Source organism: Alphaproteobacteria bacterium 33-17 (assembly GCA_001897445.1).
GTDB lineage: Bacteria > Pseudomonadota > Alphaproteobacteria > Rickettsiales > 33-17 > 33-17.
Map to the genome: position 1 here is coordinate 15,501 of MKSX01000010.1, position 22,197 is coordinate 37,697.

Sequence of the window (22,197 nt, forward strand, 5' to 3'; positions counted from 1 at the left end):
GGGTGCGTGAGTTTTTAATAAAACTTCGGGGCGATCTTAGGCTATTTTTTGCCAAAAGTCAAGCTAGTAACAAATTCATCTTTGACTAAATACTTATTCCTTGATTTTTCTTAGTTTCATATAAAACTCTTGCACCTAATGAATCCAAAATGTTCTCATTATTATTATAGCATGGCAAGACATTAGACTGCGGATAGTCTTTTTCCACACCGTCGTAATATGGCAATAAATATGACACATAATGCTGCGCTTTTTTAGGAAGGGCATAATAAAGCTTTGAGACAGCCTGCTCAACAATTGATATGATTAACGTTACCCCTGCATTACCAGATAACTTAGTAGAATTACTTTTAAGTATATCTTGATTATATGCTATTTTATTATCAATAATTGTGTAAATTTTATCATTTATCTCTTTGTATTTAACAGTTGTTGACATACTTGTTGGTATAAAAAATTCGCTTAATAAGTTTTTACTAGCTAAAGCCGATGTAATTAAGCTGTCGAAAATGCCTGGGAACCCCATAGCTCTTAAACCAAACTGCATGCAAAGTGGGTAACCCACACTAAAAACCAAAGCCTTAATAATCCTGCCAACATGAGTCATTGTTTCTTTATTAAGCAAACCATTTTTGTTAAAGCTCTCCATGAAGTCTTTCAAATTATTTTTATAAATATACTGATATAAATATTTATACGCCCTATATGGAACCGCAGTTATACCATATGCCGCACCATACAATCCTTTAACAAGAGTTTTAAAACTATTTTTCACAATCTCAGTTATCGGCGCTTGCATATAAGTAATTTTTTTATCCTTAGAAGAATAATTAACAAACTGAGATACGAATAAATGCTTAAAAGGTCTTAAAGTGTCTAAGAACTGTCCCTTGCCAAACGCAAATTTAATAAAGTTAACAGGAACATGAATTAGCATTAGCGCTAATTTTAAGGACGCCAATAATACATTTGCTAAATAATCTAATGGAAAAATCTTAGAAGATGAAAGCTTATATAATCCAAACGCTAAATAAGAATTTTCAAACCAAATATTTAAAAACATATGACGCTCTACCTTATCCTTAGCATCCTTATTGGCTTTATTTATTTCCTGCGATGTTAACAACTCAAAGAGTTTTTCTGGTGTTTCATACGCCTGATAAGTATCTAGCTTAATATTAGCAAGACTTGCCTCTCTTTCTAGTTCCCAAATTAATAGCTCTCTATCTTCTTGGGTTAATGGATAGTTTATACCATTAACTGAAATTGACCTAAGCATTTTAGCCCTTTCAATTAAAACTAAAAGCTTAAATTTTCTATCATAGTCTTTTTGGTAATTTTCAATTAATTTATTATTAGCCTCTTTTTGCACTTCACTTAAAGTGTTCCATTTAACTTCGGATTCCAATTTATAGGCACTTCTGATCTTGTATTGTTCGCGCGCGAGATCTAATGCAAGAATTAAATCGTTTTCAAAAGATTTTATAAATGATTTTATTAAAAATGCTCTATTATAACTAACTGGTCTACTATTAGAGTGAATCTCAGATGCAGTAACACAACTAGTCTGTATAAAATCTTCAATATCAGCTTTGTTTACAAAATTATCTGCTAAATATTTATTTTTTTCATTATCTGATATTTGAGCATTATTATTTGTCAGGGTTTTTTCAATAGCGTTTACAAAACTTTGTAAAATCGTTTTTCTAACGTCAAAATTTGTAACATTTAAATCTGTTAAATAATATAAACTTGATGGATATGCATACAATTTAAAAAAAGCGTGAAGTTTTAAAGATGCAGCCCCTAGCGTTTCATATTCTGATATATCATAGTAGGGCAATGTGTATGTTGTTATAATTGTTTGGTTATTAGCTGTCTGAGTTTCAGTATAAGTTTTTGTAGTTTTTTTGCCATGTTTAAAGGGTTCAGCTAGAATATCTTTTATCGCCTGACAGTATTTTCTTAATTTTTTTTGATCGTTGCCTACCTTTGTCAATTCTTTAGAAACAATACTTTCAATTTGACTCTGCATTATAGACAATATATTTTCTTTAGGAGCTTTAAAACTGGCAAAAATCGAATTTATTGCAATTTCCTGCTTCGCTCTTCTTTTTAATTCGTCGGTAACGATAATTACACTTCTATCATTACTTTCAGCCCGATTATTTAATCCATTGACCAAATTAATAGATTTATTAGTTTGATTAATTTTCTTTGCAGCTTTCAAAGCATTTATTAATTCTTGCTTGCTATAGCTTTCAAACCCAGACATAAAATCTATCAGATTGCTTTCTTTTAGCTGATCATTATTTATTAGGACATTTGGGTTAATATTTCTTTCTATATGCTCATGTATACCTTTTAGCTTAGCATTATCGCTAGAAGTGTTGGTAATTTTTAGATCGTTTAAATTATTATCTATATTTTGTGCTGCAAAGAAATTTTCTTTTGTAGAATAAAAATGTGTATTTAAAAAATCAATTTCGTCAGGTGTTAAATTTAGTTCCTTATCTTTGTTTAGCAATTCAGAAAATTCATCTTCTGTTAAATCAGCCTTGCTAGTTTCTGATCTTTTAACACATATAATACTTGTGACAAGTATATAAAATATTGCCTCTCTGAACTGTGCATTGGTAATATTACCTACATAATCTTCAATTCTGGAATATTTAGAGGGTATAGTATATAACATCAACACTTCCTGAAGTGCACTCAATTGCTCACTTGAAAAATCACTTATTTTTTTATTTGAAGCAGAAATATTATCTATAGAATTTCTGGAAATTGGTGTTTGGTTTTCAAATTTAATTTCTTTAAATACATCAACAAACAAATATTTTAATTTAGCAGCATAATTTTCTGCTTTTCGCTGCTGCCCTAAGTCACTAGTCAACTCATTTATATTTTTTGGTAAACTAGTTGGTGTTCCTAGTCCTACTAAAATTTCTAAAATATTTTTCATATAACATATATTTAACTATTAAAATTATTCGCTATAATAACAATATTTTAATATTATTGCAACAAATATTGTTATATTTTGGCTTTGTTAAACAATTCCCTAAAGTTTTGAGTTGTGGTTTGTTTAACTTCATCAAGGTTTATGTCTTTTAAAGTACTTAAAAACTCTGCCACATGAAGAGTATAGGCAGGTTCATTACGCTTACCTCTAAATGGTACAGGCGCTAAGTATGGAGCGTCTGTTTCAATCAAAATGCGGCTTAAAGGGACAAATTTTGCAATATTTTGAAGATCTATAGCGTTTTTAAAGGTTATTATACCAGAAAATGATATATAGCCCCCAATCTCTAATACTCTTTCAGCAAAAGGTTTAGAGCCTGTGAAACAGTGTATCAGGAACTTAAAATCCTTAATTTTCAGATGCTCTTCCAGAATCTCAATAGTATCATTATCTGCATCACGGGAATGGATAATTAGTGGAATGCCTGTTTCCTGAGCTGCAATTATATGGTTCTGGAAAGACATTTTTTGCAAATCTTCATCAAACGGCTTATGATAATAATCAAGACCAGTCTCACCAATCCCTATAACTTTGGGATGGTTTGTAAGTTGAATTATCTTATCTGCCGAAGGTGGAGCTTCATCCATAACATGGCACGGGTGAAGCCCTACAGAACAAAAAATATTATCGTATTTTTCAGCGATTGCCAGAACTTCAGGAAATTCAGATATATAAGTTGAAATTGTCTGCATATAGCTTACGCCATTTTGTTTAGCGCGCTGTAAAACCAAGTCAAAATCTTCCTGAAAATCCTTATAATTCAAGTGGCAATGCGAATCTACTATCATTTATTCAGCCTCTTCCTCAATCCTGTTAAACACAATTTGAGGCAATGGCAGCATTTTACCTTCTTCCAATGAATCTGTAAGGTTCTTAAAGCTAATGAAACCACTATCCTCACCTATGATTTCAAGCAGTTTGTCAGCTGAATTAGGTATAATAGGCTTTAGTAAAATGGCGATAACCCTGATAGCATAAATCAAATGGTGAAGTACCGTATTCATCATTTCAGGGTTTTCTTTTTTAAGCTTCCATGGAGCCATCTCGTCAATGTAAGCGTTTGCTAAATTACCAATATTTACAATACATTCAAGTGCTTCATGGAATAAATGGCTTTCAAAAAGCTCAAAATACTCAGCTGAAAGTTCCTCAATTTGCTTTATTAAGTCATGTGTTTCATGCTTTACAGGAATTCTACCTTCACAGTTTTTCTGAACCATAGTTAATGTTCTTTGTGCAAGGTTACCAATATTATTAGCAAGTTCACTGTTTACCCTGCGTGTAGCGGAAAGTTTTGAATAATTGCCGTCCTGCCCGAATGGCACTTCACGTAACATAAAATATCTAACCTGATCAAGACCATAGTGGCTTACAAGCTCAGCTGGATCAATCACATTTCCCAAAGACTTAGATATTTTCTGCCCTTCATTAGTCCACCAGCCATGAGCTACAACCTGCTTTGGAAGCGCAAGATCTGCAGCCATTAAAAATGCTGGCCAGTATACGGCGTGGAACCTAAGAATATCTTTACCAACCAAGTGAATATCTGCAGGCCAGAAGTTTTGCATTTTCTCAGCATTTTCGTTAGGGTATCCCAAAGCCGAAATATAATTTGTAAGGGCATCAAGCCACACATACATAACGTGTTTTTCATCACCAGGTACTGGCACTCCCCATGTAAACGTAGTACGGCTAACTGAAAGGTCTTTTAGTCCCGATTTTACAAAATTTACAACCTCATTTTTGCGAGATTTCGGCCAGATAAAATCTGGATTTTCCTCATAAAACTGAAGTAACTTATCTTCAAACTTAGAAAGAGAAAAAAAGTAGCTAGGCTCTTCAACCCATTCAACAGGCGCACCTGTAGGAGCCTTGCCCTCCACAAGCTCGCTTTCCTGGTAAAATGCTTCATCACGGACTGAGTACCAGCCACTATAAGATGACAAATATATATAACCATTCTCTTTCAATTTATTCCAAAAACCTTGAGCAGCCTCAATGTGCCTTGTTTCGGTAGTTCTAATAAAATCATCATTTGATAAATTAAACTCAGGTGTCATAGTGCGAAATTTTGCTGAATTATAGTCAGCAAATTCAATAGTTTTCATACAGTTTTTTTCGGCTGTAGATGCTACTTTTTGCCCATGTTCATCTGTACCAGTTAAAAAATGTACGTTTTTACCAAACATTCTGTGATATCTTGCAATACAATCAGCTACAATACTGGTATACGCATGACCTATGTGGGGTTTATCGTTTACGTAATAAATTGGGGTAGTAATATAATAATTGCCTGCCATTTGTTAGCTAAGCTCCGATAAGGTTAAATATAAGTTTGTTTTAATATCCAGATTATAGATATCCTGATTTTTATAATTTTCTAGGGTTTTTTGCCAAAGAGTCATAATTTTATGTAAATCTGTAGATTTTGCAAGTTTTGTAAGCATCTCTTTTTCTTTAGAAGTTGCAATAATATTCACTCCTAATTGCTGCTTATTTATTAAAGATAAAAACCTTAAAATAAGATTTTGCATGTATTTAATATTGCTATCAAATCCTTTCATATCGCTTGCACTCATATAAGCATTTCCTATTAAACCTAGCATTTTATAATAGTCTTCAATAACATTATTATCTAAATATGTGCATGCAAGTCCAGGTATGTTCCCAGATATTATAATACTGTCATCAAAATTTTTATTTGAGCCATATTTTTCATACATTATTGCTTTACATTCTGCATATGTCGGGTTTTGAAATAATACCTCTTGAGAGCGGGAGCGTATGGTCGGCATCACCTTTGAAATATTGTGAGAAATCAGAAAGATAAATGTATTATCTGTTGGTTCTTCTAGAATCTTAAGCAGCGCATTTGACCCTTGATAAGACACATCATCTATACTATCAATAATAACAATTTTATAAGGAGAAATTGCTGATTTTAATGATAAAAATGACTTAATCTCACGAATTTGGTCAATCGATATTCCGTCTTTGCTATCTAATGGCGCTATTATCTTAAGGTCAGGATGCTGATCGGTTTTACTATCTAATATTTCTAAGGCTAAATTTTTTGCGCTCAAACTTTTGCCAATGCCCTGAGATCCAAAGAAAATCCAGCTAAAACACGGACGGCATCCATTAATTTTTTGCTTAATATCTGTAAGTTCTTGTATATGTATATCGAATTTCATTTGTATCTTTTGCTTTCGTGGTTTAAGTTATTAAATATTATAAAAACAATTTACCATTATATATTACCTAAAATATGACTAGTAATATTTTTAAACTCTATGATGAATTTTTACAAAAGAATAACTTTAAACCCGATCCTGAGCAACTAATTTTAGTCGCTGAATATGATATTTTAATGAAAAATATATCAAATTATTTAGAAAGAAGAAATTCATTGCAATCCAAATTTTTAGGAAGAATTTTTAATAAAATTAATAGATCTCCTGAAGGGCTATATATTTACGGCGGTGTGGGTAAAGGCAAAACAGCAATTTCAAAGCTTTTTATCGATGCTTTAAATATTAAAGAGTCAATTTTCACGCATTTTCATGAATTTATGAAAGAAGTTCATAGCGACTTACATAACATCAGAACATCTAATAATAAGGAAGATCCTGTAGAAATTTTAGCTGGTAAGATAGCAAATAAGTATTTAATCATATGTCTTGATGAGCTTCATGTAATGGACGTAAGCGATGCTATGCTAATTTCAAGGCTATTTAATAAGCTTCATGATCTGGGGTGTATTTTTATATTTACTTCAAATCGTGCACCAGATGCACTTTATACTCAGGATTTTGGCAAAGAGCATTTTAGTAAATTTGTAGATTTTATTAAAAAAACTATGAAAGTTTTTGAACTTCAAAGCCTTAATGATTACAGGCTTACTAAGCTTAAGGACGTTACTAATGTATATATCATAAAAGATAACGCTCAGCTTGATAATATAGCCAGTGAAATAGTACCAGAAGCTGATTTTACATCTACGGAAATTGAAGTATTTGGCAGGAAACTTAAGCTAAATTCCGCCTTCAAAAATGTACTAATGACTGATTTTAATGAACTATGTAAGGCACATTTATCCCAAAATGATTACATTGAAATAAGTAAACATTTTAAGATTATTTTCATGAAAGATATACCCGTTATGAATAAAGATATGCATAATGAGGCAAAACGCTTTACAAACCTTATAGATCAGCTTTATTTAAATAATGTAATACTAATCTGCAGCGCAGAAAACAAACCAGAAGAATTATATACGAATGGCAAAAATTCTACAGAATTTAAAAGAACAGTATCAAGACTTGTTGAAATGCAATCAAAGTACTATATAAGTAATAACGAACTTTCGGATGCATTCGAATAAAAAGAGATATAACATGACTAAAATTTTACTAGCAAACCCAAGAGGATTTTGCGCAGGCGTAGAAAGAGCCATTGAAATTGTTGAAAAAGCTATAGAAGTATATGGCGCTCCTGTTTATGTAAGGCATGAAATTGTACATAATAAACATGTTGTAGAGTCTTTAAGGCAAAAAGGCGCAATCTTTGTTAATGAGATTGATCAGATTCCCGAAGGTGCTGTAACTATATTTAGTGCGCATGGCGTTAGTGAAAACGTAGAAAACAATGCTGAAAGTAAGAATTTAGAGGTACTTGATGCTACCTGCCCCTTAGTTACCAAGGTTCATTTAGAAGCAAAGGCTTTAGAAAGCAAAGGCTTTGATATTATTTTAATTGGTCATAAGGGTCATCCTGAAGTTGAAGGTACTGCAGGCAGGGTGAAAGGCGAAGTTATGCTGGTTTCTAACATTGATGACGTAGCTATGCTTCAGGTTAAAAACCCTGATTCACTAGGATATGTAACCCAGACTACCTTAAGCGTTGATGAAACAAGGCAGATTATTGAGGCTTTAAAAGAACGCTTCCCTAACATTAAAGGTCCTAACCTTAAGGATATTTGTTACGCCACCCAAAACAGGCAAAATGCAGTCAGGAAGATTGCAGAACATGCCGATATTTTGTTAGTAATAGGTGCTAAAAATAGCTCAAATTCTAACAGGCTGCGTGATTTAGGTGAAGAAATGGGCATTTCAAGCTACTTAATTAATGATGAAAATGATATTGATATTAGCTGGCTTGATGGTAAGCAGGCAATTGGCATTACAGCAGGAGCTTCCGCCCCAGAAGTATTAGTAGAAAGGGTTATAGCTAAGCTTAAAGAGCAAATAAATATTGAAAGCCTGGAGCATGTTGTAGACGTGGAAGAAAATATGAAATTCAGACTCCCTAAGAAGCTACTTAACAAGCTTGAGGAAATAGCGTAATAAATGTGCGCTTTATAAAGCGAGTAACGAAGTAATGCTTAAAAATGGAATCTACTAGTTTTTTGGCTATTTCCAGATTAAGCAGTATTAGGAAAGACGCGCGAAATCTAGTTTGAACACTAGATGAGCAAGGAGTAACGAAGTAATGTTTAAAAATGGAAATAAGCCAAATGCGTATTGAAGGTGAAGCGATTATACTCTCTCGTAAAAAATCATCTGAAGGATCGCTGCTTATTACTCTTTTATGCAAAGAACATGGCATTAGACGTGGATTTTCTAAAATCTCGTCTCGCAGTCAAAGTGCTACTGAGGTTGGAAGCCTTGTTCATTACTGTGCAAACTATAAAGAAACTTCAAAATTTCTTAGTATTTCTAAGCTTGAGCTTAATAAATCATATTCCTTATTTTTCCTAGATAATACGCGTGAGTTTTATAAAGTTTTATACGTTTTGGGTTTGCTTGAGCATATTTTTAAGGAAAACCAGGGTGACAGCAGTTTATATGATATAATCATAAAATTCTGCGAGTCTTTACCGAACAATATTACAGACCTCATTTTACTGGAGCTTAAAATACTTGCTCTATCGGGCTTTGGGCTTGATTTAAGACGCTGTTCAGCAACTAATACTTCCCAAAATCTTGCCTATATCTCCCCAAAAACTGGTGGCGCATTATCATATGAATATGGGAATAAGTTTGAGGATAAGCTATTTCGCCTTCCTAAATGGCTGATTTCAAACGAAAAACCATCGATGGAAGATCTGGATTATACCGCTAAAATTACTCAGTTCTTTTTAAACAGATACTTTTTCATAAACTCAAGTGAGAGTTTAAGTAACTATAGGAAAAATGTATTTGATAGCTTAGTAGTTGGGTGATTTTATGGATTGCCACAAAATGCTTTACATTTTTCGCAATGAAATACGGTAATTTCATCACCGAAATTATGAACCTATGCAGCAATGACATAACGGCGGTAGTAATAAATAATTCTAAATATATAGTTTTTTAGGTTAGATTAGATATAGGAATAACGAGCTAAGCCTAGTAAAACCTAGGTGAGCGAGGAAATGACGCATATATAATCAACATAAAATACTATAAATCTTTAAAAATGGTGACTTATTCCTAAACCATGTCATTTGTCTTTTAGCATAGTTTCGGGTTTTTTGCTGTACTAATGCAATTGCATCTTCTTTTGTTATAATACCATTTAAATAATCTACAACTTCCTGCACGCCTATACTTTTTGTGTAATGTTTTTGATCAATGTTTGATTCCATAATAGCTTTAACTTCATCCAAAACCCCACCTTCCCACATTTGCATAAATCTGGTATTACAGTTTTCATATACTTTATCTCTTGGGATACTTAATAAAAGCGGCTCCCACTCTAAATCTGTAAGTACCTTATAATTATTATCGTAAAAGCTTTTAAGAGGCTTATTATGCGCAAGATATACTGACATATATCTTATCATACGCTGGGTATTAGTTTGATCAAAGGTAAGGTTATTATCAAGCTTTGTAAGCTCAGCGTAAAACTTTTCCCTACCTAAATTTTCTAACATCTCGGTTGCCTGATTTATATATTCTTTAGCAACCTCAGGAACTTCAGCAATACCATTATAAAGCGCATTAACATACATACCAGTACCGCCAACAATAATCGGTGTTTTACCCCTCGCTAAAACTTTTCTCACCGCTTTCTCAACATCTTTTAAGAAATGACCAACGCTATAATCATCCTCTATGCTAATTATGCCATACATATGGTGCGGTATAGTATTTAAGTCTTCTAAGCTCGGCTGCGCGCTTATTATTGGAAGCTCTTTATATATCTGCCTTGAGTCGCAGTTTATAATTTCTCCGTCTATTTCCTTAGCCATTTTTATAGCCAAGCTGCTCTTACCACTGGCAGTAGGACCGCAAAGTATTATACCTTTACTCATTTTCCAAAACCTCTATCACTTTGGCTGCTATACTATTTTGAAGGCTTAAACCTGATTTTTGCACCTTAAACCCAATAATCTCTTTAGCCTCATAAATAAATTTTATAAACCCGTGTTCTTCTAAAGGGTTAAGAGCATTATAATAACGGTTTATTTTATATTGGGTTCTATGCTCTATATGGTCAAAATAAATTGGCTCTAAAATACGCGTATTCATCATGATCATTTCAAGCAAAGCTTCTTTTGGGGTAACTAAGGTTTTCTCTCTAACTCCAGACCCTTTCATAGTATTTTCCAGCCACTCATGAGGGGCGTAATATTCGTGCATAGCGTATATATGGTCGCTAGTTATACGAGAGTGCGCACCAGGACCAATACCCAAGTAATCATTATAACGCCAGTAACATAAATTATGCTGCGATTCAAAACCAGGCTTAGCATAATTTGAGACTTCATAATTTACTATGCCATGCGCATCCATTATTTCCTGAGTTTTATTATAAAACTCATACTGCAGGTCTTCATCTGGCATTATAAATTTTTTATCCATGTAATCTTTGTAAAAACGAGTACCCTTTTCAATAGTAAGTGTATACAGCGAAATATGGGTAGTTGAATAGTTTAGGGCTTCTTTTAAGTCCTTTTCCCAATCTGCGACCGTTTGGTTTGGAAGCGCATATATAAGGTCGAAGCTGAATCTGTCAAATATCTTAGATGCTTGCTTTAATGTTTCCTGAGCTTCAATTAGCGAATGCTCACGCCCTAAAAACTTCAAATTTTTTTCTCTGAATGACTGAATACCAATCGAAATTCTATTTATTCCTGCAGCTTTAAAATCCAGGAATTTATTATACTCAAAGGATGTAGGGTTAGTTTCAAGTGTTGTTTCTATGTTTGATAAACCTGAAATACTTGCTATTTTATCTAAGATTTTTTCAACAACATATGGCTCCATAAGCGATGGAGTTCCCCCACCAAAATATATAGAGGTGATATTACGTGATTTGAGTAAATCTATGTTATTATTTAAGGATTCTAGGTATGCATCCAGCCATTCATTATGGTCAATTTTGCTTGATACGTGGCTGTTAAAGTCACAGTACGGGCATTTTGATTTGCAGAAAGGCCAATGGATGTAGAGTCCAAGGCTTTGTTTTGTCATATTACTTTTTTCCTACCTCATTTGGTTTCGGCGATTTTCTTTCTTCTTCTGCGGATCTTTTACTTTCAGCTTTTTGCTTTTTTCTTCTTTCAGCTTTTGTAAGGGATTGTTCATTGTTATTTGGAAGATCAGCAGGCTTAATATCTCTGCCAAATATTTCACTAACAGGTATAACTATAGTTTGATCTTTCACTTCTTCATCAAGTTTATTTCTTGCATTATTATTCGATACAATTTGCAATGGATGATCTAAATTATTGTCATTGGTATCTGGTTCTTTTTCAATTGTTATACCATCTAATATTGCTTCTAGTTTTTGCTTATCATTTTTGAGTAAATCGCAAATAACATCATTTTCCTGATTTTGTAACTTGTAACTCACAATATTAATAAACATTCTACAAGAGTTTATTGAAGCCCCAAACTTAATCAATTTTGCTAAATCATGTCCTTGCTGAGCAACATCAAGTTTATTACTTAAAGATCGATATCCGCCCATTTTTTTATATAATGTAGTTGCCATAGATTCATTCTCCAGGAGGATAGATATCCAAAACGCCTTACCTAAAACTTGTTTGGAATATTCTAGCGGCACATCATTATACATGGGTATTCTTTGCATGTTTGAAATAGTATATGCAATTTCTTTTCTTACGATTGGAGGATTATCAAATATATATTTAAGTGATTTTTCATCAGATGTATAGGCTGCTGTAATAATACTAAGTTCTTTACTAGCATTTTGATAGCCTGATAGCCTCATTTTAGTAAATATTTCTTGTGCTTCTTGAAAATTTTTCTTAATTTTCGTTGCACAAAACAGATCTAAAATTGTTTTTTGCTCATAAGATGCATTCTTTTCTAATTTATGTGCATCGATAAATTTTAAAGCTTCTAAGATTTTTGCATTATTCCATTGGTTTTGATCAGTAAACTTTTTTAGTAATAAAAAAGCAATATCATGGTTGCCTAATTCTGCAAACGAGGTTCTGAAATTAATTTTATATCTTTCCTCTACTTCTGGCGATAAAACATGTAGCAATGATTCAGTTTGATTTGCTGTAATTAACTGACGTAAAAAGTCTTTTTTTCTTGAATGTATTGGATCAGATGTTTTAGAAAAAAATTCTAACTGGGAAGGCATAAGTATTTTAAAAGCCTCATAAAACATATTATATTCATAATTTACAATTTCAGATAAAATTGTATACCTATTTGAACCTGCTATAAAATTCCCGCTAAATGATACATGTTGACGATTAGGACTTGCTCCATGCTCTAATAATGTACCCAAAAACCTTATATGCTCCTGAGTTTGTGCTGTTCTCAAAATATATTTTAAAGGAGTTGTTCCAATATCATACTCGTTAACTTCATCGTTAATCGGAACTGATGAACCTAAATGACCAATTTTATTCGCACCAGGATTATAATCCATTACTATGGTTGATTGTATTAAATTAGCATTTTGAGGATTAGGATCAGCATGATATTTTTTAAGCATAATTTCAGCAATATCAAACTTACCCTGCTTTAAGGCATATCGGAATAAAGTTGTGGTTTGATCTGGTTTATCAGGGAAGCTAAATTTCATATTAACATCAAGCCCAATATCGAGTATTTGCATCTGCACTTCTTTAGAGAATGTGAAAAAATCCTTATATAATTTATTTAAACGACTGTAGTTTATTATAGCATCGTCTTCAAATACTGCCTGCCCCTTTTCATTTACTTCTTTCATTGAAAAATTACATAAATTTAAAAAACCAAGTAGTTTACCTAAACTTTCTTTTTTGAATGATTTTATAATAATCTGTGAATCAGGAACTGGGTAGTCTTCTCTTATCAGATTGTTAAATAGCTCTTTTAATATTGCTTGAGATTTTTCTTCTATTTTCTTAAAACCTCCATTAACATAAAATTCGCTATATTTATATAATCTTGTCATACTATCAAAAGATGTAAATAACCTGAATCTTCTCAAATTATCTGTTTTATCAACTTCTAAAGCCTTTACTGCGGGCTTTACCCTATCTCCGATCATATTATTTGAAAGTATAGTATCGCTTGAATGTTGAATAACTATAGAAAGAATATGCGCCAGAGTTTCGTGCATACCATCAAGGTGAGTTTCAGAAAGCTTTTGCAAAATAACTTGTATAGGTGTAACACCCTTTTCATCCCAGTAATTAATAAAATGATGAATATTAGGTTTATAATTTTTGGCATAAACTAGCGCTAGTTCAAATTCATTATTTTGAAGATGCTTAAGAAAATCGCCTTTTACTTTATCTGGGTCAATTTGCAAATTAGCAATGATTTCCTTTTTAGCATCATCATAATCAATGTGTTGCTTGATAATATATGCCTGTGGAGTTTGCGATAACATATTACACCTACTATAAGTTTAATTTTTAGTTAATTCTATAGCAGATAATATTAATCATTGGCAAATAAAATCTTTCCTAGGTACTTTAATAAATCATCTACGCCTTGTCCGCTTGCAGCAGAAACTGTGAAAACTTCCTTACCTGTATGTTCTTTAAGCTGATTTCTTTTTTCTTCAACTTCTTCCTCAGATAATGAATCGCACTTATTTAAAGCAAGAATTTCAAGTTTTTCATCAAGCTGATCTGAATAGTTTGTAAGTTCTTCACGAATAGTGTCGTATGTATGACAAACATCTTCCTGATTTACGTCAATTAAATGCAATAAGATCTTACATCTCTCGATGTGCTTTAAGAATTTATCTCCAAGACCAACCCCTTCACTAGCACCTTCAATTAACCCTGGAATATCAGCCATTACAAATTCTCTGTAACCCATGAATACCACACCTAAATGAGGCTCAAGTGTTGTAAACGGATAATCGGCAACTTTTGGTCTTGCGCGAGATACTCTTGAAAGCATACTAGACTTACCGGCATTTGGAAGACCAACTAATCCTACGTCAGAAATCACCTTTAGCTTGAGCCACACGTACATTTCGATGCCTTCTTCACCTTTTACAGCTTCGGTTGGCGATTGGTTTGTAGAGCTTTTAAATACAGCATTACCTGCACCTCCCTTTCCGCCTTTGGCTAAAATTACTTTTTTACCATGCTCATCAAGGTCAAAAAGCATTTCTTCGCCAATTTCATCAAAAACCTGAGTTCCAACTGGCACTTTCATAATAATAGGCTCTTGTGACTTACCACTACAGTTACTTCCTTTACCTGACTCACCATTTCTTGCTTTAAAATGTTGTTTAAAGCGATAGTCAATAAGTGTATTAAGATTACGGTCAGCAATTACTACAACATCACCACCACGTCCACCGTTACCGCCGTCCGGGCCACCATGTTCAACAAATTTTTCTCTTCTGAAGCTTACACACCCATTACCACCGTTACCTGAACGTATGTATACTTTTGCCTCGTCAATAAATCTCATAATTATTTCCTAAATTTTTACATTGATAAGCTAAGATCGCTACTACTATTTAATTGGCTTACAAATGAATTATTGATTAAATCCAAATAATCCAAAATATCTTTATCGCTAAATTTTTGTGTATCTATTAGCATTTCTTGCAATATCTCAGAATCTCCGCCATTTGACAAATATTTTTCAATAGAATGCGCATTATTAATAATAAATTTTAACTTTTGGCTAAAATTATTACATTTATTACATATAACAAATACATCTATGTTACTTAAACTCAAGGAATATATAGTATAGATATTATCTTTAATTAACTTTATATATTCTATATTTAAAATTGAGAGAGTTTTAAATATTTCACTTAGATCTTCCTTTGGATATAACTCAATAATTTGAATGAAAGAAGTAATAACATTATTAATATCAAGCCTTTTAGAAAGCATTTGAAGTGCAATTAAATGATCTTTATTAGATACAATTAATGTAATTTCATATAGATTTTTAAGAATAACATGTTTTTTTAAGCCAAGTTTATATAATGTATGTAAATGACCCGTATTAATTTCTGGCATATTATTTTTTGGCAACATCACTATGTCACTTTCATTTAAGTTAAAGCCCAAGTCATTTAATATAGCTAGTATCTTATTAAAATTTTCAAACTTTTCTTTAAGTTTAAGCTGATTTTGATCTATTAAAATATCAAGGATAAAAAAGGCGTTAGCTTTATAGCTTTTTAGTAACTTCAAGATATTTTTTTCGTTAACTCCTTTACAATTTAAAATAATTTTTTGTAAAACTTTTAAAGAATCAGGATTATGTTGCAACAATATTCTATGATGTATAAGTATATTTTGAAGCAAATCTGGGTGTTCTATGTTTAAAATATTGGTAATTTTAATATTAAACCTTTTTAATATTACCCACTTATGCGGAATTGATTTATTATGTTCCTGTGTTACATAATCAGGTAAATTTTTACTTTGCGGATTATTTTCTATGTTTAATAAAAAATTCAAAATATCATATTTTTTTGGATCTAGTATTAAAGATAATATTTGATTAGCGTCTAAGTCAAAATAATTTATAAACATTATAAATTTGTTCACATCTTCGTATATTGGCAAGTAGTATTTGGCGTTTTCGATCAACAACCCTTTATCTACGTTATAAGCTTTGACAAGTTTATTTATAACCCTAATACTATCAATTACAGCACATCTTTGGCGGCGTTCCGATTTCCATAAATCTTTTAGCTTAATTTCCAGAATGCTCAAAACTAGCTTAACATTCTCAATATTTTCTATAATATCGCAAGCTAGAGCTAAATTATTAATGATATCGACTTTATCTATACCCTTATCAAGTAAAAACCTAACTTTTTCTGCATTATATAATGCTTCCTGCTGATATCTATCTAAACTATTAAATTCGTCCTCAGAAATACCTATTATGTTAACACCAGACTCTTCCTGAATATCATCTAATAAAGTTGGTTTTGCCTTCTCTGATACAAGTATTTCAGTAAAATCCGAACTTTCCTTGACTTTTTGTTGCAGTTTTTCAAGTGTTTTACTGTAATCTACAAATAAATCATTAGAACTTTTTAAAATGCAGGTTTTTAGATAGGATAAAATATAAAGCCTAATTTCGCCTATAGTAGATTGAGATTTAGATAAATTATTAAAATTCAATAATGTTTGATTAGGATACCAAAATATCTTATGTAAATACTCTATATTTGTATAATTAGTACACGATTCGCATGCAAAATCTTTATTTATCAATGATTTAAATAGATTGATAACATCAAGTTCGCTTTTTAAAATTTCCTCTAAACATGGCTCGACCAAAAAATTCAATATATCTTTTTGGCTTTCATTTAAGTTACTAGCTAACATACCCACAACCTAATGTATTAATAATTGGTTGCTATATTATATAAAATTTGTTAAAAATCAATAAAATTTAAATAAATTTATACATTTCTTTATTTTTCAATGATTTTTACAGTTTATTATAAAATTTAATACTCAGTTCAAATTGCGGGCTATGCTTATTAACTGAAATTTGCCCATCATGCATTTCAATAATTTTTTTAACAACATTAAGATTCATAGTTTTTAGTTTTTCATTGCCAGAATCACTTAGATTTAAGTTAAACCTGTCAAAAAGCGCCATAAACTGATTATCTGACATTCTAATGTTAGTTATAAAAATAATATCTATATAGGTTTCCATCTGCTTGATAGTCACATTTATAACCGAATTTTGCGGTGATAACGATAAAATAAGCATTCCAATATTATAAATAGCTTGTTTAAGTCTGAACTCATCAGCATAAAATATAACTTTATTTTTATTCGCAAATTCAAATTTAATATTAGCGGATAGCTCTTTACCCTGTATTGAAAGTATTGTATTTTTAAGAAGCGAGCTTAGTTCAATTTCGCTTCTTTCAAGTTTAACCTCACCAGAATCAAGTACCGCCAGCTCAATAATATCGTCAATCAACATTTTAAGATCTTCAGATGATGATTTGATATAATTTAAATATTCTTTTTGCTCAGTAGTTAAGTCACCTAGTATCCCATTATATAACATCTCACTAAACCCTAATATTGAAGTAAGAGGTGAGCGCAAATGATAAGAAATATTAGATAAAAATGTTGTTTTAATTTTATCTGTTGCTAAAAGTGCTTCATTTTTCTCACGCAAAGACCTTTCAACTAATGCAGAGTCGGTTACGTCAAGGTCACTGACCAGTATAGACCCATCGGGAAGGGATGAAATATATCTTTCAACAATTGTACCACTTTTCATCTCAAAACGCTGAGTTATCATAGACCTTTTTTCATAAATCCCTAAGAATGCCGCTTTAAAGTTTTGGAAGTCCTGAGCATGTAAAAACTGATCTTCTGTTCTTTTTAAAATATCATTGGAATGTGGTTTAGATTCTAAATATTCATTAGAAAGCTTCCAAAGTTTCGCAAAAACTACATTATGAAGCTTTAACTTACCATTTGAACCAATTACACATACCGCTTCATGCATTGTATTGAGTGTTGCGTCCTGCACAGCTATAAGCGTATTATAAGACCTTTCCAGAACAAGTTTATCCGTCATATCTTCACATGCAAATAATAACCCACCAAGTGCATGCGGCGTAATAATAAGCCTGATGGTTTTACCTTCAGATAAGTACATAAATTCATTATGAATTGTAGTAAGTGATTTAAATAAATTGATTCTGCTTCTTTTAAAATCAGCAAAGTTAATATGGTCAGGCAGTTTACGCTTTTGCCTTAATACGTCTAACACTTCCGGATAGGTTGGATTAGACTCCATAAACTTCTCATCTAAATCCCACATTTTTACATAAGAAAAATTCCACATCTGTAACTTCATATCAGAAGAAAATAGCGCCATAGCATTTGATGAACTTGAAATAAAATCACTTAAAGCCCTGTTATGCTGCTTAATTTCATTTTTTAACTGCTCTATTTTTGTTGCATCTAAACCATAACCAATACTCAAGTTATTATTAGACATTGCAAGTTCTCTAATCTCGTAAATTTTTCGCTCACCACTAATATTGAAATTCATATTCTCTGACATTTCAATATTATTTTCTTTAGCATCCTGAGCAAGCATATAAGAGAAATCTGATTTTTCCTTAGCATCTGATAACTTTTTGTATCCCTGATTGTAATATCTAATTTTATGGTTTTCGTCTCTAAGCCATATTGGAATATTAATATTATTAAGTAACATTAATATTGATTCTAACTCTTTATTATACGAAGAAGCCCTATCTTTATAATCATTAAGAGATACAATTAACTGATCGGCTATAAAAAACCACAATACAAATCCATGATTATTATTTTTTGCAGTAGGCTGATATGTAATCCAGAATTTTTTATTATCTATTGTCTCAACAATTGAGTTTTCTAAATTCATTGGAAATGTCATATCAATAATTAGATTATTAAAAAAACCTTCAACGATATTAAACGATTCGGGCTTTAAAAAAGACTTAAGCAAATCTATTGAATCTAAGTTTTTATCATTAACAATTTTCATGATATTACGCATTGCTGCAGAATAAAAAATTTTCTTTTTTATAATGTCATAATATATAAATCCTGAATTAGGATCTTCAGGTAGGCTTGCTGTTACTATGTGCAGATTATCAATTTCCGCACGCAATAAATTTATTTTATGAACCTTTTTTATAATGATTACAATTAAGGTTATAATGCATACAAACATTAGCAAGGCTGTATATTGATAGATTGCATGCTTTGCAACTAACGACGCGATATAATGATCCATTAGCAATATTAATATCTATAGTTATCCGATTTGAATGGGCCATTAACTGGAACTGATAAATATTTAGCTTGTTCATCAGTAAGTTTTGTAAGCCTTATTCCTAAATGATCAGAATGGAGTTTTGCAACTTTTTCGTCAAGGACTTTCGGTAAAACATACACTTTTTTCTGATATTTATTGTTGTTATTCCAAAGTTCAATCTGAGCGAGAACCTGATTTGTAAATGACATACTCATTACAAAACTAGAATGACCAGTTGCGCAGCCTAAATTTACAAGCCTGCCTTCAGCTAATAAAAGCAGTTTTTTTCCATCACTCATAGTGATTTCATCTACTTGTGGCTTGATATTATTCCATTTCATATTACGAAGCGATGAAACTTCAATTTCATGGTCAAAGTGACCAATGTTACACATTATAGCACCATCTTTCATGCCTCTCATGTGGTCAATAGTCACAACTTTAATATTACCTGTAGCAGTTACAACAATATCTGCTTTTGAAATAAAATCATCTACAGTATTTACTTCATACCCTTCCATCGCTGCCTGCATAGCACAAATTGGGTCAACTTCAGCTATTACTACTTTTGCACCATTAGACCTAAGTGCGTCAGCACATCCCTTTCCTACGTCACCATAACCTACGACGAGCGCATATTTACCTGCTATCATAACATCTGTAGCTCTTTTAATACCGTCAATTAGGCTTTCTCTACAACCATATAAATTATCAAATTTAGATTTTGTAACAGAGTCATTAACGTTTATTACAGGAGCCAGAAGTTTACCACTTATCTCTAACTGCTTAAGTCTTTGAACACCTGTTGTTGTTTCTTCCGATATACCCTTAATATTTTCAAACATCTCAGGATAATCATTATGCAACATTAGGCTTAGGTCTGCTCCATCATCAAGTATCATATTTGGCTTCCAGCCATTTGCACCTGCAATAGTTTGTTTTATGCACCATTCATATTCTTCTTCTGTTTCACCTTTCCATGCAAATACAGGTATATTTCTTGCTGCTATAGCAGCTGCAGCACTATCAACTGTTGAGAAAATATTACATGAACTCCATCTTACTTCTGCACCAAGTTCAATTAAAGTTTCTATGAGTACAGCTGTTTGAGTTGTCATATGCAGGCAACCTGCAATTTTAGCACCTTTTAAAGGCTTGGCTTGCCCATATTCCTCGCGTAATTTCATAAGACCTGGCATTTCTCTTTCTGCCAGAGTAATTTGCTTACGTCCAAGTTCTGCAAGATTGATATCTTTAACTTTAAAATCATTCTGCATAATATTACACTCTTTTAATTTTGCGCTATTTTATTTTTTTTAGTATTTTGTTTATGATTATCGGAAAGTTTTGTTCTTACAGCCTTTATACGTTTCTCTGAAACTTTTGCGCTAGCTAAATTTAACTGAACATTTTCTTGTTTAATTTTTGCTTTTGCAACTTCAGTCACTTTCTGTTTTGGTTGTTTTTTAGTAGATTTTTTAGCAATAATAGTTTCAGTAACATTACTACCATTTGATCCTAAAAACTTATCAAGAAGCGCCATCATTTTCCTGTCACGTGCGAAGCCTGTACTTCCGCCCAATACAACTGCAACTAACTTTCTATCACCACGCTTAACTGTTGTTACCAAATTATAACCGCTCATATTAGTGAAGCCGGTTTTAAGACCTGTAACGCCTTCGTATTTATATTTTGCAAGCAGATTATTTGTAGTAGTTAGCTTTTTACCTTTAAAATTAAATTCTTTAGTTTGGAAAATTTTGAAGTATTCAGGGTAATCACGTTCAATGGCTATAGCAATTTTAGCAATATCATACGCACTGCTTTTGTTTGTAGGATTTGGAAGACCTGAAGCATTAGCATAAGTAGTATGTTTCATACCCAAATCTTTTGCTCTTTTGTTCATTAATTTAACAAAATTATGCTCGCTTCCCGCTACTGCTTCAGCTAAAACTACCGCAGCATCATTTGAAGATTTTACAACCGCAGCATATATCGCATCTCTTAATTTAATTTTAGAACCAGGCTTAAGACCAAGTTTCATTTTAGGCATTGATGCTGCATGTTTAGATACTGTAATATCCTGATTTACATCAAGTTTTTTTCTTGCAATAGCTTCAAATGTTAAATATAAAGTCATTACCTTAGTAATTGAAGCTGGGTATCTGTGCTGAGTCGCGTTTTCTTCGTACAGAATTTTACCTGTTTTTTGGTCAACAACTAATGCAGCATACTTATGCTTCTCAAATGCAAACGCACTTGAAGCACAAAATATTAATAAAGTAGCCACCAGAGCTATTAAATTTAATAACTTATTAACCATATTCCAGATAAATTCTAAATAAATAATTGAGGGAAGTAAGTACTCTTAACAGTTTTTTTATTATATATCAAGCACTTACACTGCCCTATTTATTATATTATACCTCATTAATTATTTTATCAAAGTTTAAACTTAATAAAGACATGAGGTCATTAGAGTATCTTGTAATTGAATTTATCTGCTGGTTAATAGTATTTTCAGTTAAATCAGCTATTTGTGAAAAGCTTGTGCATGTTAAAGATTCTCTTAAATTTTTTGCATTAGCATTATAAATTTCATCTGTAAACTCAGAAGTAATATCGTTTAACGCTTGTGCAGACTTTATAGACTGAGACACTACATTTGAAGTGTATGTAATGTAATCAAAACCGAATTTACCCATTTGCTCTAAAGCGCTATTAATATTTTCATGAGTTTGCTCATTAGCCGCAGATATATTTTCAAAGTTAATATTATTTGAAGTGATTGTTTCGCTATTAATATTGTTTACATGTGCTGCGGTAGCTTTTGTAGCTTTTTTTGCTGCTTGCATAAATTACCTCATAAGTTAAGTGGAATAGAATTAATATGAACCTAAAATTGTATAAGTCAATAAAACTTTACAT

The 22,197-nt window shown here is 31.9% G+C and carries 15 protein-coding genes and 1 pseudogene; 3 read left to right on the forward strand and 13 right to left on the reverse strand.

Annotated elements, in window-relative coordinates; all coding sequences use genetic code 11:
• Positions 1-85: 85 nt before the first annotated feature.
• The 4 genes from BGO27_07380 to BGO27_07395 all read right to left on the reverse strand — a co-directional run bounded on the left by BGO27_07380 (position 86) and on the right by BGO27_07395 (position 6,219).
• Positions 86-2,965, reverse strand: coding sequence for a hypothetical protein (locus tag BGO27_07380; GenBank protein OJV15721.1), 2,880 nt, complete (start codon positions 2,963-2,965; stop codon positions 86-88).
• Positions 2,966-3,036: 71 nt separating this feature from the next.
• Positions 3,037-3,813 carry a hypothetical protein gene (locus BGO27_07385; protein OJV15722.1) on the reverse strand — a complete coding sequence of 259 codons (777 nt, stop codon included), beginning with the start codon at positions 3,811-3,813 and terminating at the stop codon, positions 3,037-3,039.
• On the reverse strand, positions 3,814-5,325 hold the full coding sequence (locus tag BGO27_07390) for a methionine--tRNA ligase (GenBank protein OJV15723.1): 1,512 nt from the start codon (positions 5,323-5,325) through the stop codon (positions 3,814-3,816).
• A gap of 3 nt (positions 5,326-5,328) precedes the next feature.
• A complete protein-coding gene (locus tag BGO27_07395; GenBank protein OJV15724.1) occupies positions 5,329-6,219 on the reverse strand; it encodes a hypothetical protein in 891 nt (296 codons plus the stop codon).
• 74 nt (positions 6,220-6,293) lie between these two features.
• Here BGO27_07395 and BGO27_07400 point away from each other — a divergent pair, with 74 nt between their 5' ends.
• The 3 genes from BGO27_07400 to BGO27_07410 all read left to right on the forward strand — a co-directional run bounded on the left by BGO27_07400 (position 6,294) and on the right by BGO27_07410 (position 9,248).
• Positions 6,294-7,409 (forward strand): hypothetical protein, encoded by a 1,116-nt coding sequence (locus BGO27_07400; GenBank protein OJV15725.1) that lies wholly within the window; start codon positions 6,294-6,296, stop codon positions 7,407-7,409.
• Positions 7,396-8,370, forward strand: a complete 975-nt coding sequence (locus BGO27_07405; GenBank protein OJV15726.1) for a 4-hydroxy-3-methylbut-2-enyl diphosphate reductase — start codon at positions 7,396-7,398, stop codon at positions 8,368-8,370. The genes BGO27_07400 and BGO27_07405 overlap by 14 nt, the downstream gene beginning before the upstream one ends.
• Before the next feature lie 155 nt (positions 8,371-8,525).
• Positions 8,526-9,248, forward strand: coding sequence for a DNA repair protein RecO (locus BGO27_07410; protein OJV15727.1), 723 nt, complete (start codon positions 8,526-8,528; stop codon positions 9,246-9,248).
• Between the two features lie 207 nt (positions 9,249-9,455).
• Here the strand turns inward: BGO27_07410 and BGO27_07415 are convergent, their stop codons facing one another.
• From BGO27_07415 to BGO27_07455, 9 genes and pseudogenes are all read right to left on the reverse strand, one after another.
• Positions 9,456-10,322: a tRNA (adenosine(37)-N6)-dimethylallyltransferase MiaA gene (locus BGO27_07415; GenBank protein OJV15728.1), complete on the reverse strand. Its 867-nt coding sequence runs from the start codon at positions 10,320-10,322 to the stop codon at positions 9,456-9,458.
• Positions 10,315-11,505 (reverse strand): annotated as a pseudogene (locus BGO27_07420) (hypothetical protein). Before BGO27_07420 ends, BGO27_07415 begins: the two are co-directional and overlap by 8 nt.
• Entirely contained in the window at positions 11,486-13,873 is a 2,388-nt protein-coding gene (locus tag BGO27_07425) for a hypothetical protein (GenBank protein OJV15729.1), read from the reverse strand. Before BGO27_07425 ends, BGO27_07420 begins: the two are co-directional and overlap by 20 nt.
• Before the next feature lie 50 nt (positions 13,874-13,923).
• Complete coding sequence (locus tag BGO27_07430; GenBank protein OJV15730.1) at positions 13,924-14,916, reverse strand: GTPase ObgE; 993 nt, start codon at positions 14,914-14,916, stop codon at positions 13,924-13,926.
• A 17-nt stretch (positions 14,917-14,933) separates the two neighbouring features.
• Entirely contained in the window at positions 14,934-16,811 is a 1,878-nt protein-coding gene (locus BGO27_07435) for a hypothetical protein (protein ID OJV15731.1), read from the reverse strand.
• Between the two features lie 106 nt (positions 16,812-16,917).
• Positions 16,918-19,248: a hypothetical protein gene (locus BGO27_07440; GenBank protein ID OJV15732.1), complete on the reverse strand. Its 2,331-nt coding sequence runs from the start codon at positions 19,246-19,248 to the stop codon at positions 16,918-16,920.
• Positions 19,249-19,256: 8 nt separating this feature from the next.
• Positions 19,257-20,546: an adenosylhomocysteinase gene (locus BGO27_07445; GenBank protein OJV15733.1), complete on the reverse strand. Its 1,290-nt coding sequence runs from the start codon at positions 20,544-20,546 to the stop codon at positions 19,257-19,259.
• Positions 20,547-20,560: 14 nt separating this feature from the next.
• Positions 20,561-21,592: a hypothetical protein gene (locus tag BGO27_07450; GenBank protein ID OJV15734.1), complete on the reverse strand. Its 1,032-nt coding sequence runs from the start codon at positions 21,590-21,592 to the stop codon at positions 20,561-20,563.
• A 97-nt stretch (positions 21,593-21,689) separates the two neighbouring features.
• On the reverse strand, positions 21,690-22,124 hold the full coding sequence (locus BGO27_07455) for a hypothetical protein (protein OJV15735.1): 435 nt from the start codon (positions 22,122-22,124) through the stop codon (positions 21,690-21,692).
• Positions 22,125-22,197 lie beyond the last annotated feature (73 nt).